The sequence below is a fragment of the Streptantibioticus ferralitis genome (assembly GCF_029223525.1).
Taxonomy (GTDB): domain Bacteria; phylum Actinomycetota; class Actinomycetes; order Streptomycetales; family Streptomycetaceae; genus Streptantibioticus_A; species Streptantibioticus_A ferralitis.
In genome coordinates, this window is record NZ_JARHTQ010000017.1 from 52,177 (window position 1) to 68,412 (window position 16,236).

Below are 16,236 nucleotides of genomic sequence, written 5' to 3' on the forward strand. Positions count from 1 at the left end.
TTGCTGGGCGCCGTGCGCCGTGCTGAACTTCGCGTACCGACGGCGCGCGGGAGGGGACTGTGGCAGACGCCTCCATGGCGGATTCGCACAAGGCCAACGGCATCGCGCACGACAGCTGGACGGATCCGCCGGCGGTGTGGCGGCTGCGGTCCCGCGGCTGCTGGACGGAGGCGGCGGCGCTGCTGGCCGGGCCCGGCGCGGGCGAGGCCCACGCCGCGCTGCGCCGGGCGTCCCTGCTGATCGAACGGTGCACGTTCACCGGCGACGGGTGGGCCGAGGCGGAGGACGCGCTGCGGACCGCGGAGGCACTGGCCGGTACCGACAGCGAACGCGGCCGTGCGGCGTGCGAGCGCGGCCAACTGGCCTACGCGGTCACGTCGTTCGGTGTCCGGGACCGTGCCGACGAGGCCCGCTCCGCGCTGGGCCGCAGCGCCGCACTGCTGCCACCGGGGGCGGCGGACCGGGCGCTGCTGGACTTCCGGCGCGGGCTGCTCTCGGAGAACCTCGCGGGCGACCCGGCCGGTGCCCGCCTCGCCTACCGCCGCGCCCACGCGGCCGCCACCGCGCACGGCGACCGGCTGCTCGTCTCGTTCACCTGGCGCCAGCTGGCCGGACTCGCGCTGCGCGACGGCGAGTTGGCCGAGGCGCGGTACGGGTTCGCGGAATCGCTGCGGATCCGCGAAGAGCTCGGCTATCTGATCGGTACGCCGCCCGCCCTGGTCTCCCTCGCCGAAGTGGAACCGGAACCGGAGTCCACCCGGCTGCGCACGGAAGCGGGCCGCCTGTTCCGGCTGCTCGGCTGCCTGCCGGTCTGGCTACGGGACGTCCTGAGCGCGTAGCGCCTCCCGGCGGGGGGTTTGCCGCCGGACAGTTCGACCCTGATGTCCGCCGGGACGGCGAGCAACCACGACGCCGTGGTTCCGCGGTGCCGAACCGGCCGCAACCCGATGGAGACCCACAGCCCCCGCCGGGCAGGCGCTACGCGCCCGCGGAGAAGTGCTCGCGGACGAGCGACTCGACCGTCGGAAGATCACCCGCGATCAGCGCGTCCAGCAGCACCTCGTGTTCCGCGGCGTCGGCGAGCAGGTCGGCGGGACCGGGCGCGCGGCGGGTACCGGCGTGCGGGTCGGCCACCGGCCACTGCGCGCGGCGGTGCAACTGATCGGCCACGCCGACGAGTTGGCTGTTCCCGGCCAGGCTCAGCAGCGCGCGGTGGAAGGCGCGGTCGGCCTCCGCGTACCCGGCCCGGTCGCCCTCCGCGGCGGCCTCCACGGAGGCCCGGGCGAGCGGGCGCAGCGCCTCCCAGCGTTCGGCGGGCATAGTACGGGCCAGCCGCAGCATCACCGGGACCTCGATCAGCGCCCGCACCTCGGCCAGTTCGGCCAGATCCCGAGCGGTGCGCTCGGCGACCCGGAAGCCGCGGTTCTGGACGACCTCCACCGCGCCCTCCCTGACCAACTGCTGCATCGCCTCGCGTACCGGGGTGGCCGACACGTCGAAGCGCTCGGCGAGCGCGGGGGCCGAGTAGACCGTGCCGGGTCTCAGTTCGCCGGTCACCAAGGCGTCGCGCAGGCCGCGCAGCACCTGGTCGCGCAGCGACAGCCGCTCCGGAAGGCGGCGCGCCGGACAGGGCGGTCCCGGCTCGTGGTGCGGATGCTCGCCGCGCGTGCCGCCCGCCGGCTCGAATCCCGGGGACGCCGCGGCTGCCCCGGCAGCGCTCGTACCGGGCTCGAACGGTGTGGTCCGTCCCTGGCCCGGTAGCCGTACCGGTACCGCGACGCTGTGCGTGCGCGGCTGCGCCTCCTGTTCCACCGGCGCCTCCTTCAGCCCGTAAGCCCGTTGCTGGCCCAAAGCCCTTCGCCGCCTTCTCCGCGGCCTTCCGGGTAACCCGTCCGGGCGAATGCCCCCTATTTCACCACTCGACACCACCGGCGCACACCGACGGCACCCTCGGCACAGTTCAGCTAAGGTAAGGCTTCCCTGTGTGGATCTCCGTCAGTGGGTCCCGGCAGCCGCCCCCTGTCGCCGCATCCGTGGACCGAAACCCCGCCGGCCCTCGATCAGGACGGTTCGCCCATGCCCGTGGCCACGCTTCGCCGCCCCTCGCCGCTCAGCGCGTCCTATGCGCGCCTGGCGGAGGTCTTCGAGCGGCTGCGGGTGACCGAGGAGGCACCCCGCGCCGCCGCGGGCTGGATCGGGTCGCACCAGCTGGCGGCGGGCGGCGGCGCGCTTGTGGAGTTCCTGGCCCGGGAGGAGACGCGGATCCTGCGGGAGCACGGCGAGCGGGCCCGGCCCGATGTCGTGGCGAGCCTGGGCCTCCACCACTACGCCTGGCCCGCGTGCCTGCTGTTCACCGTGCCGTGGTTCCTGCACCGCCGGGTGCCCCGGCTGGGGGTACGCGATGTGTCGTTCCACCGGACGGCCGGGCGGATGACCGTGCGACCCGCCCATGTCGTATGCCTGCCCGACGATCCGGCGGCCGAGTGGCCCGGCGCGGTGGCCGTACCGGACGCGGCGGCGCTACGGGAGGCGCTGCGCGGCGCGATCGCCGAGCACATCGGGCCGGTGCTCGGCGCGTTCCGGCCGCACACCCGGCGCGGGCCGCACGCGCTGTGGGGCATGGTCTGCGACGAGATCGCCGAAGGGCTCTGGCATGTCGCACGGCTGCTCGGCGAGGAGGAACGCGCGGTCGCCGAACTCGGCGCACTGCTGCCCGGCGGCACGCCCCCGTACCCCGGCGGCGCGGACTTTCGCGCCCTGGGGCGGGAGCACACCCGCGAGCGGCTGTCCTGCTGCCTGTTCTACACACTCCGCCCCGACGACCCCTGCGCCGCCTGCCCCCGTACCTGCGACGCGGACCGGCTCACCCGCGCCGGAGCGGAAGCGGAAGAGCAAGCGAAATGATGGCACGTCACCTGATAGTGTGCCGCCGATTGCCTCAACTCCCCTAACTCCGTCCGGTAGTTCGAGACTTCGCACACCGCCTCCCGCAAACACCCGGCCATTGGCGTCCTCTTGTCCCGAAACCCCTTCGGGAACGCGGGTCATTCGCCAGGATGGCGCACAGCGCGAAGACAAGCGAAACAAGGGAACCACCACAGATGAGACTTACGGATATATCGCTGGATTGGGCGCTGTCAGGCGCCGTAGGACTGGCGGTTCTGGCGGCTACCGGGACGGTGGTGGTGCGTGGCCGCCGGGCCAAGGCGGCGCGGGGTGAGCAGTTGGATTCCTGGGAGCGCGGGGAGGAGCGGCGACGGCAGAAGGAGGCGATGTACGGCAGCGCGTCGTACGTGCTGCTGTTCTGCTGCGCCGCGGTGGCGGCGGCGCTGTCGTTCCACGGCCTGGTCGGCTTCGGCCGGCAGAACCTGAGCCTGGACGGCGGCTGGGAGTACCTGGTGCCGTTCGGCCTCGACGGCGCGGCCATGTTCTGCTCGGTACTGGCCGTGCGCGAGGCCAGCCACGGTGACGCGGCGCTCGGCTCGCGCATGCTGGTGTGGACGTTCGCGGCGGCCTCCGCCTGGTTCAACTGGGTGCACGCGCCGCGCGGTCTGGGCCACGCCGGAGCGCCGGAGTTCTTCGCCGGGATGTCGCTGTCGGCCGCCGTACTGTTCGACCGGGCGCTCAAGCAGACCCGCCGGGCCGCGCTGCGCGAGCAGGGGCTGGTACCGCGCCCGCTGCCGCAGATCCGTATGGTGCGCTGGCTTCGCGCACCGCGTGAGACCTACCGCGCCTGGTCGCTGATGCTGCTGGAGAACGTCCGCTCCCTCGACGAGGCTGTCGAGGAGGTTCGCGACGACCGGCGGGAGAAGGAGCGCAACCGCAGGCGCCGCCGCGACCACGACCGGCTGGAGCGTGCCCGTCTGAAGGCGATCACCCGGCAGCACCGCGGCTGGGGGCAGCACCGTGGCGGCCGCCAGGTGGAGCTCGCCCCGGCCGCCCCGAGCACCGCGGCGACCGGCACCGGATCCGGTGCCACGGGCGGCACGACCGCCGCCCAGGTCGAACTCGCGGAGCCCGTCATAGCCGAGGCGGCCGAACTGCCGGTGCGCCCGCGCCCGGCACTGCAGTCCATCAACGGCGAATCCGCCCCGGCGGTCGTCGACCTCACCGCCGAGGACGACACCCAGGCGCTGCCGCGGCTGGACTCCCTGGAAGCCAAACTCAAGGACCTTGAACGGCAGTTCGGCTGAGCCCACCGGGCACACCGTTCAGCCCACCGGGCACGCCGCTGAGCCCTCCGGGCACGCCAACGCTTCAGTCCGCCGGGCGTGCCAGTGCTCTCAGCCCACCAGGCACGCCAGTGCTTCCGGGTGGGGCGCGGAACGCAGAAACCGTTCCTCTAGCCTCGGGCCAGAGCCCTTGACCGATCCCCGTGCCATGGCGGCGCGGGGATCGCTGTGTTCAGGTCAGCTCGAGGCCGCGGTCAGCTCGAACCACACCGTCTTGCCCAGCCGCTGCACCCGTACCCCCCAGGCGTCAGCGAGCTCCTTCACCAGCAGCAGCCCACGACCGGACGGCGCGTGGTCGGTCGCCTGGCGGGCCACCGGCCGGTGCGCGGTGAAGTCGCGCACCTCCACCCGCAGCCGGTGCTCGGGACCACCGGTGAGGGTCGCGGTGAACACCGCGCCCTGATCGGTGTGCACCAGCGCGTTGGTCACCAGCTCACTCGTCAGCAGCTCGGCCGTGTCGACCAGGCCCGGTACCTCCCAGCGGCGTAAGTGCTCGCGCAGCAGGGCGCGTACCTCTCCGACGGCGGGCAGGTCCGCGCGCCGCAACTGGCGCCGCACCTCCCGCCTGCGTGTGGTGAGTTGAGCCCCCCGGGATCCGCGCGTCCCGTGGGACCCACGGGATATCCGAGACCCCCGTGATCCGTGGGACGCCAGTCCGGCGTCCCGTGCCACCCGTTCCCCCGACAGTCGGTCCACTGATTCCGCTCCGGCCCCCGTCACAAGTCCCCCTTCGAACGTGCGTCGCCGAATGCATTCCCACCCACCCGCGGTCCACTCCCCGAACGCGGATCTCATATCGGTACGGAGTGCGCCAACGGCCTCCTTGGGGAATGGTCATCCTGGGGCACGGCGTGGGATGACCGATGGCCATCAGCAGTGCGGGAGGAGCCGCGATGCACGACGATCGCTTGCTGGTCGAGGGGCGCTTGGAGCGGGCGCTCGCCCAGTTCATCAGAGCCGCGGTGTATTCGGCGCGCACACCGATGACGGTGCGCGCCTGGCATGTCCAGGGCGAGCCGGTGCCCGTCGAGGAGGCGTTGAAGGCCTCCTACGAGCCGTTCGCCCCCGGGACGGCATGGGGCTCGCCGTGGGCCACCAGCTGGTTCCGGATCGAGGGCAGGGTGCCCCCGGAGTGGGCGGGACGCCGGGTGGAGGCGCTGCTCGATCCGGGGTTCACCGGTGTGCATCCGGGGTTCCAGGCGGAGGGCCTGGTCCACGACCACGAGGGCGTGCCGATCAAGGGCATCCATCCGCGCAACCGGCAGGTGCCGGTGGGCTCCCCGGTCGCGGGCGGCGAGTCGGTCCGGCTGCTGTTGGAGGCGGCGGCGAACCCGCAGGTGCTGCACGACTTCCGGCCGACCCGGCTGGGCGACATCACCACCGCCGGGGACGCCCCGCTGTACCGCTTCGGCTCGGCGGAACTGGCGGTGCTGGACGAGAACGTCTGGCATCTGGTCTTCGACATCGAGGTGCTGTCGGAGCTGATGCACGAGCTGGCCCTGCACGATCCGCGCCGCCACGAGATCCTGCGCGCCCTGGAGCGCGCGCTCGACGCCCTTGACCTGCACGATGTCGGCGGCACCGCGGTGGCCGCGCGCGGCGAGCTGGCCGGGGTACTGGCCCGCCCGGCGCACGCCAGCGCCCATCGCATCACCGCGACCGGCCATGCGCACATCGACTCCGCATGGCTGTGGCCACTGCGCGAGACGGTGCGCAAGGCGTCCCGCACCTTCGCCAATGTCACCGATCTCGCCCGGGAGTACCCGGAGTTGGTCTTCTCCTGTTCCCAGGCCCAGCAGTACGCCTGGGTCAAGGAACACCAGCCGTACATCTGGGAGCGCATCAAGAAGGCGGTGGCGAGCGGCAACTGGGCGCCGGTGGGCTCGATGTGGGTGGAGTCGGACGCCAACATGCTGGGCGGTGAGGCGCTGGCCCGGCAGATCACCCATGGAAAGCGGTTCTTCCTGGACGAGCTGGGGGTCGACACCCAGGAGATCTGGCTGCCGGACTCCTTCGGCTACACCGCGGCGTTTCCGCAACTCGCCAAGCTCGCCGGGGTCCGCTGGTTCCTGACCCAGAAGATGTCCTGGAACCAGTCCAACAAGATGCCGCACCACACCTTCTGGTGGGAGGGAATCGACGGCACGCGGGTGTTCACCCACTTTCCGCCGGTCGACACCTACAACAGCGAGATGCGCGCCTCGGAACTCGCACACGCGGTGCGGAATTTCGCCGAGAAGGGACTGGCGACCCGCTCGCTGGTTCCTTTCGGCTACGGAGACGGCGGCGGCGGACCGACCCGCGAAATGCTGGAGAAGGCGCGGCGGCTGCGTTCCCTCGAAGGTTCGCCGCGGGTCGAGGTCGACCGGCCGTCGGCGTTCTTCACGGAGGCCGAAGCGGAATACGGTGAGCGGGCACCGGTGTGGTCCGGTGAGATGTATCTGGAACTGCACCGCGGCACGTACACCACCCAGGCCAAGACGAAGCAGGGCAACCGGCGCAGTGAGCACCTGCTGCGCGAGGCGGAGTTGTGGGCCACCACCGCCGCGCTGCGCGCGCCGGACTACGCCTACCCCTATGACGATCTGGACCGGATCTGGAAGACGGTGCTGCTGCACCAGTTCCACGACATCCTGCCGGGCAGCTCCATCGCCTGGGTGCACCGGGAGGCCCGCGACACCTATCAGCGGGTACGCGCCGAGCTGGAGCAGCTCATCGCCGATGCGGTCGCGGCGCTGGGCGGTCCCGGCGCGAGCGGCGACACGGTGGTGCTGCTCAACACCTCGCCGTACCCGCGCGCCGAGCCGGTGGTGCTCCGCGACGGGCGCACCGTCTGGTCCCAGGCGCCCGCCCTCGGGGCGGGCCGGGTGACCGAAGCTCCGCGCGGTGTACGGGTGGAGGCGCGCGCCGATCCCGGCGGCCATGTGCTGGAGAACGATCTGCTGCGGGTGGCCATCGACTCCGACGGCCTGCTGGACTCGGTGTACGACAAGGCGGCGGACCGCGAGGTGCTGGCCCCCGCAAGCCGGGGCAACCTGCTCCAGCTCCACCCTGACCACCCCAACAAGTGGGACGCCTGGGACATCGACCGGCACTACCGGCGGCAGCACACCGACCTGACCACCGCCGAGTCCGTACGGCTGACCGAGCCGGGGCCGCTGCGCGCGGTGGTGCGCGTGGTGCGGAAGTTCGGGCGCTCGCGGGTGGTCCAGGACATCGAGCTACGGGCGGGCAGCGGGCGCCTCGACATCACCACGGAGGTCGACTGGCACGAGTCGGAGAAGGTGCTCAAGGCCGCCTTCCCCCTCGACGTGCACGCCGAACAGGCCACTTCCGAGATCCAGTTCGGGCATGTGCACCGGCCGACGCACACCAACACCAGCTGGGACGCGGCCCGGTTCGAGACCTGCGCGCACCGCTGGACGCATGTCGCCGAGCCCGGCTACGGCGTCGCGGTGCTCAACGACTCGACGTACGGGCATGACACCAGGCGCGGCACCAGTGCGGCCGGGACCGCCACCACGGTACGGCTGACGCTGCTGCGCGCGCCGCACAGCCCGGATCCGGAGACCGACCAGGGCGCCCACCGGTTCAGCTATGCGCTGCTTCCCGGTGCGCGGATCGGCGATGCGGTCGCCGAGGGGCTGGCGCTCAACCTGCCGTTGCGACCCGCGGTCGTCAGCGCGCCCGACGCACTGCTCGACCCGTTGGTCTCGGTGGACGATCCGGCGATCACCATCGAGTCGGTCAAGTCGGCCGACGACCGCTCCGGCGATGTGGTGGTACGGCTCTACGAGTCGCGCGGCGGGCGGGCGCACGGGACGCTGGCCGCGGGTTTCCCGGTGGCCGGGGCACATGTCACCGATCTGCTGGAGCGGCCGCAGGAGACCGCGGCGGCCGAGGGGGGCCGGATCGCGGTGCGGCTGCGGCCGTTCCAGATTCTCACCCTGCGGCTGCGTCCTTCGGCGTAGGACCGTTGCCAGGTGGGCGGTTCAGCCCTCCCACACGGCGACGGCGGTCCGGTCGTCCGCGTACCCCTTGACCCGGGTCGCGGCGTCGGCGAGGAACGTGGCGAGGCCGGGCGGATGCTCCGCCCGGCCCCAGCGCCGCGCGAGGTGTTCGGACAGTTCCGGCACCTCGCGCAGCGGGTCGGCGAGCCCGGCGCTGCACAGCAGCAAGGTATCTCCGCGCTGCGCCACCGAGGCCCGGAACCGGAACCGTCCGCCCGGTGGGCTCGCCTCGTCCTCGGGTTCGCCGTCGGGGTCGAGGTCCTGCCACTGGCCGTCGCGGAGCCGGAACAGGCCGCCCGATCCGACGCCGAAGAACACCCGGGTCCGGCACTCGGGGTCCACGGGAAGCAGCAGACAGCGCAGCGAGGCGACGAACTCGCCCGGTGGCGCGGCGGGTTCGTCCTCCGCGTGCGGGTTGCCGTAGGCCCGCGCGGTGAGTCGGCGCAGTCCCGCCTTCAGTGCGCCGCGCTGCCCGGATCGTATGTCCTCGGCGAGCCGGGTCCTGCTACGGCCCACGGCGCTGCCGAGGGCGTGACAGGCGTCGCGGGCGGCGCGCGGCCCGTCCTCGGCGGCCCGGGCGCCGCCCGCGACGGCGATGAACAGCAGCGCGTCATCCCCCGAGCCGAACCGCGCGGTCAGCAGGGCGTCCGCGCGCGGTGCTCCCCGGTACCGCGCGGAGTCCCCGCGTCCGGAGACCGCACGCACCGTCAGCAGCCCGTAGCGGGCGCCGTCCAGCACGGTGTCCGGGACCAGTCCGTCCAGCCGTTCGGGGTCGGCGGGCGGCCAGGCGGTCGGCTCCGCGGCGTAGGTGGGCGGCCGGTCCCCCAGGTGGACGACCTGCGGTGGGGACGGTGCGGCGGGCGGCGCCGGGGGGTCGGGAGGCGGTGCGAAGGCTCCGGTGGGGGTCCACGGTGCTCCGGGGGCGGGGGCAGCGCCCTGCCGTGGTAGCGGAGTTCGGGCGTCGGGCGGCGGCGCCGGGGTCGCCGCGGGTTTCACCGCCGAGCGGACCGGCGGCAGGTGCGGGGGCGGTGCGGCCGCACCGGGGGGCGGACCGCCAAGCGGTCGCGGAGGGTCCGATGAGGGGGGATGCGCCACGGGCAGCCCGTCGGCCGCTGGTGGCGTGCTGGCCGCTGGTGGCGTGGCGGTCGCCGGTGGCCGCGGGTCCGGCGGCTTCGAAGGCGGGGCCGCGAAGGCCCGCCGGACGGTGTCGAAGTGCTCGTCGAGCGAACCGTCGGCCGGTGCGCCGGCCAGGTCGGGTGTTCCATCGTCGTCGTAGAGCTGCCGCCACCACGCATCATCGTGGTGGTGCTGCTCCCCCTGATGACTCATGTCGTCATTGTCCGCCGCGACGCGCCTGCGGAAACGGTTCTTGGCAAAAGGCTACGGTTCGCCATGGTCCGCGTCCTGTCGGAGGTCATGAGGCGCGGCGGTACGGCTTCCGGCAGTCTTGGCACATGGCGGCCGCCCAAGTGCGGTTTGTGGGACCGGTGATGCTCGCAGGACTGCTCGCGGTTCTGGTGCCGGGGTTACCGGGACCGCTGCTGTGCTGGGCCGCCGTGCCGTGGTGGGCGTCAACCGTCCATACCGCGCCGGCCTGGTACGTGCTGTTCGGCTCCGCGGTCGTCCTGGTGGTCGGTCAGGTACTGAGGTGGTTCGCCCCCGGGCGCCGGATGCGGGACGCGGGATGCGGGACGCGGGCATCACCCGGCAGACCCTGCTGCTGAGCGGGCGCTACGGCATCGCCGGATTCCTCCTCCTGCCCGTGCGGGGCGCGCTGCTGGGCTTCGTCGGCGGAATCCACGGCCAGGAACGCCACCGCCTGGGCAGTCACGGCGCGGCCCGCGTCACCCCCCGTACGGCGATGCGCGCGGTCGGCCTGTCCGTACTGGCCGAACTCCTGGCCTGTCTGCTGGTGGCCGGGGCCTGACTGGGCGCGGTCGTCTTCCGCTGACGGCACCGGTGTCGGGCCGCTACGGCGCCGTGGTGGCCGGGGCGGGAGTGGCCGGGGTGGCCGGGACCGCGCAGCGCAGCGGACCGCGGGTGGCGCGGCCGCCGGTGATCCGTACGTCGATCCGGGCCGCCGGTCCTTCGCCCTCCTTGGCCGCGGCGTTGGCCGCCGTGCAGGTCAACTGGCTGACCGCGTTGGGGGTGAGGGCGGAGACATCGGTGGACATCACGATCTGCACCTGTTCGGTGCCGGTGACGACCTTGGCCACACCGACCGGCGGCGCCAGCTCCGTGGTCAGACCGCGGGCCGCCTCCGCGCTGTTGGGGCCGCTGAGCAGCAGGTCGAGCGTCTCCCGGGGACCGACGGGACCGGAGGCGGGCCGGGTGACCGACTGCAGGCCGGTCGCAGAGACGAAGTACAGCCGGACCGTGGCCTGCGGATGGACACCGGTCGCCGGTACCCCGGCCTCGATGACGCCGGTCGGCTGGATACCGCAGCCCGCGAGCGCCGCGAGCCCGGCGAGCCCCGAGGTGGCGGCCGCCAGCCGCCGCGCCGTCCTCACTTCCACTCCTCGCCGTCGCCGGGGCACGGGTCGTCCGCGTGCGGGTCCCGGGCGCGCAGCGGGAGATCCACCGTGAAGACCGCACCGCCCTCGGGCCGGTTGGCGGCGCGCAGTTCGCCGCCGTGCAGCCGGACGTTCTCCTCGGCGATGGCGAGCCCGAGTCCGCTGCCCTCCGAGCGGGCGCGGGCCGCGTCGGCCTTGTAGAAGCGCTCGAAGATGTGCGGCAGCACCTCGGCCGGGATACCGGGGCCGTTGTCGGCGACCTCGATCAGCAAGCGGTCTCCTTGGGTTGTGAGCGAGACCCGGACGGGCGCGCCGCCGTGCCGCAGCGCGTTGCCGACCAGGTTGGCGACGGCCACGTCTATGCGTCGCGGATCGAGCGACGCCCGTACGGCCTGCGGAAGTCGGGTTTCCACCTGGTCCTGCCAGCCACGGGCCTGCAGGGACTTGCGTACCGTCTCCGCGGCGTCCACCTCGTCGAGGTGGAGGGCGGCGGCTCCGGCGTCGAAGCGGGAGATCTCCATCAGGTCCTCGACCATCCGGACCAGCTTGGCCGTCTCCCCGCTCACCAGCCGGACGGCGGCGGCGGTGTCCGGGTCGAGGGTGGCCGCGTCCTCGTCCAGCACGTCGGTGACCGCGGTCATCGCGGCCAGCGGGGTGCGCAGTTCGTGCGAGACGTCGGAGGCGAAGCGCCGGGCGGTGGCTTCCAGGCGGCGCAACTCGATGACGTTCTCCTCCAGGGTCGCGGCCATGTGGTTGAACGTGCGGGAGAGATCGGCGAGTTCGTCACCGCCGCGAACCGCGAGCCGGGTGTCCAGCTTGCCCGCCGCGATGGCCCCGGCGGCCCTGCGCAGCCCGCGTACCGGCCGCAGCACGCCCTGCGCGGCGAGCAGCGCGGCCACCAGGGACAGGGCGAGCGCGGGTACCGCGCCCCGCTCCGCGGCCTTGATCAGCGCGCTGGTGTTGGCCTGTTCCGCGGTGAGCGGGAGTTCCGCGTAGACGGCGAGGCCGGACTGCGTACGGTCGGTGCGCGCGTAGGTCACCGGCATGCCGATCGCCAGCCAGGGGCGGCCGTCCTTCATGACTCGTTGGAAGACCGGGACGCCCTTGGTGGTGACGGCCTTGCGTAGCTCGGGGGTGATGGCGGTACTGGTGTTGGCCGGGCGCTGCGGCATGAAGGGGCCGTTCTGGTAGCTCGCGTACGCCTGCCAGTTCTGGGCCTGGCCGCCGCCGTCGAGCTGTTGGGCGAAGTGCTGCAGATCGCTGGCGGTGGGCGGGAAGGGCAGATCGGGCGCGAGCGAGTTGACCTGGGAGCGCAGCGCGTTGATGGCGGTGTCCTGGCTGCGCTGCAGGATCGCCTTCCTGGCTTCCTGGAAGGTGAGCGCGGCGGTGGTCAGCGAGCTGAGCGCGGCGACCAGCAGGAACGCCAGGGCGAGCCGCGCGCGCAGGCCGCGCGCGGCCGACCAGCGGAGCCGGGGACGTCTCACAGCGGCCCGAAGCGGTAGCCGAAGCCGCGCAGCGTCTGGATGTACTTCGGGGAGCGCGGGTTGTCCTCTACTTTCGCCCGCAGCCGCATCACGCAGGCGTCGACCAGCCGGGAGTCACCGTGGTAGCTGTGCTCCCAGACGCTCTCCAGCAGTTGCTGGCGGCTGAAGACCTGGCCGGGCGCCGCGGACAGGTAGCACAGGAGTTTCATCTCGGACGGCGGCAGGGCGAGGTCCTGGCCGTCCTTGGTGACGATCAGCCCGGCACGGTCGATGCTCAGGTTCCCGTAGGTCTCCACGGCCGAGGGCATCAGGAGTCCGGTGACCTCGTCGCCGTCGGCGGGGGCGGTACGGCGCAGCACCGCGCGGATGCGCGCCTCCAGCACCTCGCCGCGAGCGGGCTTGACGATGTAGTCGTCGGCTCCGGCCTCCAGTCCGAGGACCACGTCCATGTCGTCGCCGCGTGCGGTGAGCATGATGATCGGCAACTGCCGGGTGGCGCGGATGCGCCGGCACACCTCGAACCCGGAGGCACCCGGCAGCATCAGGTCGAGCAGCACGAGGTCGGGCCGGAAGCCCTCCAGGGCGGCCAGTCCGGCCTCACCCGTTGCCGCCGCCTCGATCTCGTGACCGCGGCGGCGCAGGGCAAGGGTGACCCCGTGCCGCACCGCGGGGTCGTCTTCGATCAAAAGCACTCGCGACATGCGTCAAGTATCGACGGGTTTTATGAGCAAACGGTCACAAGCGGATCCATCACCCGGCCTCGGCCGTCTCCCTCTGCGACATCGCGACGGAGTCAGGAAGGCCGGGGATCATGATGCGCAGGGGTATGCGGGCAGCCAACGGGCGCGTGGTGGCGGCAGCGGCGGTCGCCCTCGCCGGGGCGGGGATGCTGGCCGGGTGGTGGAGCGCCCAGGCGGGTGAACCGACCGGTCCCGCGCCCAAGCCCGCCCGGTCCTCCGCGGCTCCGGTCCCCGGCCGGCCCTCCAGCCCGAGCACGGGGCTTCCCACCCCGAAGGTCGACACGGACATCGCGCACGCCGCCGAGAGCGGCGGCAAGGCGGTGAACATCACCATCGACGACGGACCCGACCCGACCTGGACCCCGAAGATCCTCAAGGTGCTCAAGGACAACGGCGTCAAGGCGACCTTCTGCATGATCGGCCCGCAGGCAGCGGCCCACCCCGACCTCGTCAAGCAGATCGTGGCGGACGGCCACCGGCTGTGCGACCACACGGTCTCGCACAACACGGCGATGGACCACCGGCCCGACGACTACCAGAAGCAGCAGATCCTGGAAGCCGCCAAGGACATCGAGCAGGCCTCCGGCGGGGTCGAGCCGATGTACTACCGCGCGCCGGGCGGCGCCTTCACTCCGTACAGCAGGCAGATAGCCGCCGCCAACGGGATGCGGCCGCTGGGGTGGAACGTGGACAGCAGGGACTTCGAGAAGCCGGGCACCGACGCCATCGTGCGCACGGTCAAGAACGAGCTGAAGAACGGCCCGACGCTGCTCTTCCACGACGGCGGCGGCAACCGCTCCCAGACCGTGGCCGCACTGGAGCGCCTGGTCCCATGGCTGAAGCAGCAGGGCTACGGGTTCAGCTTTCCCGTCCAGTGAGACTGTCCGGGGATGTCCGCCAAGTCCCGGCGGATCGGGGGCGGTTGGGCGCCGCCGGGCTGCTTGCGTCGTGGCTGCCCACGCTGGCGGCGGAGGACTTTTGCCATCGCGCGGCGGACCGGTTTCTGCCGCCGGGGCGGCAAGAAGCCCCACGGCGCGGACCGGCGGTGCCGAACCGCCCGCAACCCGACGCGAGAGCGGACCGGCGGTGCCGAACGGCCCGCAACCCGGCGCAAGATCACACGGTGCGGGCCGCAGGCTGCAACGCGCCCTCCAGGGCGAGCAGGGCGCGCTTGCGGTCCAGGCCGCCCGCGTAGCCGGTGAGGGTGCCGTCGGAGCCGATCACGCGGTGGCACGGGCGGATGATCAGCAGCGGGTTGGCGCCGACGGCGCCACCGATCGCCCGGACCGCACCCGGGACGCCCGCCATGGCGGACAGTTCGCGATACGTGACGGTGCTGCCGTACGGAACGGTGTCCAGCGCGGCCCACACCCGCTCGCGGAACTCGGTTCCGCGCGGCGCGATCGGCAGGTCGAAGTCGTGCAACTCCCCCGCGAAATATGCCTTCAGCTGCCGCTCGGCTTCGACGAACGGCGTGGGGTCGCGCTGCCATGCGGGCTCTACCGTCACTCCGCCGCGCTGCCCCCGCACGCTGACCGCGGTCAGCACGAAGCCGAGGTCCGGCGTCTGCTCTCCGGTGAGGGTCAGCTCACCGAGCGGGCTGTCGAGTGTGGTGTAGACGGTCATGGTGATTCCTGTTCTCGCGGTGTGAGGTGGCCCGGGTCCGAGGCCCACAGGTAGCGCAGGGCGTAAGAGCGCCAGGGGCGCCAGGCGTTCGCGGCATGCGGGGTGACGTTCGGGGTGGGCAGGTAGACGTCCGGGTCGCCGAGCGCGCGCATCCGGATGTATCCGGCCGTCCACTCGCCGACGCCGGGCAGGGCGAGCAGCGCCGCGTGTGCCCGCTCGCGGTCCGCCCCGGGGTCGAGGCACAGCGTGCCGTCGGCCAGCGCGGTCGCCAGGCCGGACACGGCCTCCGGCAGGTCGGCCGGATCGGCGTCGGCGAGGGCGTCGACGGCCGGGAAGAGATGGGTGAGGGAGCCATCGGGCGCGCCGGGCAGCGGGTCGCCGTACGCGGTCACCAGCGCGGCTGTCCGTGTCGGCCGCGCACCGAGCTGGACGCACACCGCCAACTCGTGCGGGTCCGCCGCACCCGGCGAGCGCCGCCCGGGAGCGGCGCGGACCAGCGGGGCGAGCAGTGGGTCGGCGCCCAGCGACGCGGCGACCGCCTCCGGGTCGGCGTCGAGATCGAACATGCCGCGCACCCGCTGGACGGCGGTGGTCAGATCCCTGAGGTCGGCCAGCCGCAGTCGGCAGTCCAGCCAGCGGCCGGCCCGGGCTCGCGCTCCGGGTTCGTCGACCTCGGCGATCCCCGCCCCGTACGGCAGCCGCAGTGTGCGGCGGTAGGTGCGTGCGCCGGGCCGGCCGATGATCTCCTCGACACCGGGTACCGCCCGCCATGCGAGAAGGTCGAAGACGGCCGCGTCATACGGCCCGCGATGCGCGAGCCGCAACGGCACCCCGGCGGCGGGTACCGCGGGGCTCCCGGTGGCGGCGGGCGGCGCGCTGGCAGCGGCGCGGTGGCTCCGCGTCACGGCGCGCAGTTGGCTGGGGGTGCGGGCGTAGATCTCCCGGATCGAGTCGTTGAACTGCCGGACGCTCGCGAATCCGGCCGCGAAGGCGACCTCGGTCACCGGCAGGTCGGTGGTCTGCAGCAGCACCCGCGCCGTCTGGGCCCGCTGGGCGCGGGCGAGCGCCACCGGTCCGGCACCGACTTCGGCGGTGAGCTGGCGGTGGACCTGGCGGGCGCTGTAGCCGAGCCGTGCGGCCAGCCCGGCTACGCCGTCCCGGTCCACGATCCCGTCCCGGATCAGTCGCATCGCCCGTCCGACGAGGTCCGCCCTCACGTCCCACTCGGGCGAGCCGGGCACCGCGTCCGGGCGGCAGCGGCGGCAGGCGCGGTATCCGGCGCCCTGCGCGGCGGCGGCCGTCGGGTAGAAGGTGACGTTCTGCCGCTTGGGGGTCACCGCCGGGCAGCTCGGCCGGCAGTAGATGCCGGTGGTCCGCACGGCGGTGAAGAACACCCCGTCGAAGCGGCTGTCCCGGCTGCGAACCGCCTGGTATCCGGTCTCTACGTCGATCACACAACCCAGTCTGCGGCACCGCGCGCCCCCCGACTGGCGGAAATCGGACGTCGCCCTTCAGCCGCCCTTCAGGCCCTTTTCAGCGGGCAGCTGACAGACTCCGCCGCCGATCAGGGCCGGGAACAGACTTGCGGGGGAGAACGGGTGTGGAAATCACCCCGCGGGGGAATGTCACGG

Annotated in this window: 15 protein-coding genes; 7 read left to right on the forward strand and 8 right to left on the reverse strand. The window is 73.0% G+C overall.

Annotated elements, in window-relative coordinates; translation table 11 throughout:
• Nucleotides 1-74: 74 nt before the first annotated feature.
• Nucleotides 75-839, forward strand: coding sequence for a hypothetical protein (locus tag P2L57_RS23955; RefSeq protein ID WP_275818109.1), 765 nt, complete (start codon nt 75-77; stop codon nt 837-839).
• 139 nt (nt 840-978) lie between these two features.
• On the opposite strand, the gene P2L57_RS23960 is transcribed toward P2L57_RS23955, so the two are convergent.
• Nucleotides 979-1,812, reverse strand: coding sequence for a GntR family transcriptional regulator (locus P2L57_RS23960; RefSeq protein ID WP_275817914.1), 834 nt, complete (start codon nt 1,810-1,812; stop codon nt 979-981).
• A gap of 264 nt (nt 1,813-2,076) precedes the next feature.
• Between P2L57_RS23960 and P2L57_RS23965 the strand changes: the two genes are divergently transcribed.
• On the forward strand, nt 2,077-2,904 hold the full coding sequence (locus P2L57_RS23965; protein ID WP_275817916.1) for a (2Fe-2S)-binding protein: 828 nt from the start codon (nt 2,077-2,079) through the stop codon (nt 2,902-2,904).
• A 197-nt stretch (nt 2,905-3,101) separates the two neighbouring features.
• Nucleotides 3,102-4,193, forward strand: coding sequence for a DUF2637 domain-containing protein (locus P2L57_RS23970; protein ID WP_275817918.1), 1,092 nt, complete (start codon nt 3,102-3,104; stop codon nt 4,191-4,193).
• A 216-nt stretch (nt 4,194-4,409) separates the two neighbouring features.
• Here the strand turns inward: P2L57_RS23970 and P2L57_RS23975 are convergent, their stop codons facing one another.
• Nucleotides 4,410-4,778, reverse strand: a complete 369-nt coding sequence (locus P2L57_RS23975) for an ATP-binding protein (protein WP_303656618.1) — start codon at nt 4,776-4,778, stop codon at nt 4,410-4,412.
• 347 nt (nt 4,779-5,125) lie between these two features.
• Here P2L57_RS23975 and P2L57_RS23980 point away from each other — a divergent pair, with 347 nt between their 5' ends.
• Nucleotides 5,126-8,203: an alpha-mannosidase gene (locus P2L57_RS23980; RefSeq protein WP_275817922.1), complete on the forward strand. Its 3,078-nt coding sequence runs from the start codon at nt 5,126-5,128 to the stop codon at nt 8,201-8,203.
• 21 nt (nt 8,204-8,224) lie between these two features.
• Here the strand turns inward: P2L57_RS23980 and P2L57_RS23985 are convergent, their stop codons facing one another.
• Nucleotides 8,225-9,571, reverse strand: a complete 1,347-nt coding sequence (locus P2L57_RS23985) for a protein phosphatase 2C domain-containing protein (RefSeq protein WP_275817924.1) — start codon at nt 9,569-9,571, stop codon at nt 8,225-8,227.
• Between the two features lie 161 nt (nt 9,572-9,732).
• Here P2L57_RS23985 and P2L57_RS40300 point away from each other — a divergent pair, with 161 nt between their 5' ends.
• Both P2L57_RS40300 and P2L57_RS40305 read left to right on the forward strand, forming a co-directional pair.
• A complete protein-coding gene (locus tag P2L57_RS40300) occupies nt 9,733-9,966 on the forward strand; it encodes a DUF456 domain-containing protein (RefSeq protein ID WP_308292512.1) in 234 nt (77 codons plus the stop codon).
• Nucleotides 9,891-10,169 (forward strand): DUF456 domain-containing protein, encoded by a 279-nt coding sequence (locus P2L57_RS40305; protein ID WP_308292510.1) that lies wholly within the window; start codon nt 9,891-9,893, stop codon nt 10,167-10,169. Before P2L57_RS40300 ends, P2L57_RS40305 begins: the two co-directional genes overlap by 76 nt.
• A gap of 43 nt (nt 10,170-10,212) precedes the next feature.
• Here P2L57_RS40305 and P2L57_RS23995 read toward each other — a convergent pair whose 3' ends face one another.
• From P2L57_RS23995 to P2L57_RS24005, 3 genes are read right to left on the reverse strand one after another with little or no spacing between them, the layout of a single operon-like run.
• Complete coding sequence (locus tag P2L57_RS23995) at nt 10,213-10,752, reverse strand: hypothetical protein (RefSeq protein WP_275817926.1); 540 nt, start codon at nt 10,750-10,752, stop codon at nt 10,213-10,215.
• Nucleotides 10,749-12,239, reverse strand: coding sequence for a sensor histidine kinase (locus P2L57_RS24000; RefSeq protein WP_275817928.1), 1,491 nt, complete (start codon nt 12,237-12,239; stop codon nt 10,749-10,751). Before P2L57_RS24000 ends, P2L57_RS23995 begins: the two co-directional genes overlap by 4 nt.
• Nucleotides 12,236-12,940, reverse strand: coding sequence for a response regulator (locus tag P2L57_RS24005; RefSeq protein ID WP_275817930.1), 705 nt, complete (start codon nt 12,938-12,940; stop codon nt 12,236-12,238). The genes P2L57_RS24000 and P2L57_RS24005 overlap by 4 nt, the downstream gene beginning before the upstream one ends.
• 110 nt (nt 12,941-13,050) lie before the next feature.
• Between P2L57_RS24005 and P2L57_RS24010 the strand changes: the two genes are divergently transcribed.
• Nucleotides 13,051-13,857: a polysaccharide deacetylase family protein gene (locus P2L57_RS24010; protein ID WP_275817932.1), complete on the forward strand. Its 807-nt coding sequence runs from the start codon at nt 13,051-13,053 to the stop codon at nt 13,855-13,857.
• A gap of 238 nt (nt 13,858-14,095) precedes the next feature.
• Here the strand turns inward: P2L57_RS24010 and P2L57_RS24015 are convergent, their stop codons facing one another.
• Both P2L57_RS24015 and P2L57_RS24020 read right to left on the reverse strand, forming a co-directional pair.
• Nucleotides 14,096-14,605: a methylated-DNA--[protein]-cysteine S-methyltransferase gene (locus tag P2L57_RS24015; protein WP_275817934.1), complete on the reverse strand. Its 510-nt coding sequence runs from the start codon at nt 14,603-14,605 to the stop codon at nt 14,096-14,098.
• Nucleotides 14,602-16,059, reverse strand: a complete 1,458-nt coding sequence (locus tag P2L57_RS24020) for an AlkA N-terminal domain-containing protein (RefSeq protein ID WP_275817936.1) — start codon at nt 16,057-16,059, stop codon at nt 14,602-14,604. The genes P2L57_RS24015 and P2L57_RS24020 overlap by 4 nt, the downstream gene beginning before the upstream one ends.
• Between the last annotated feature and the right edge of the window lie 177 nt (nt 16,060-16,236).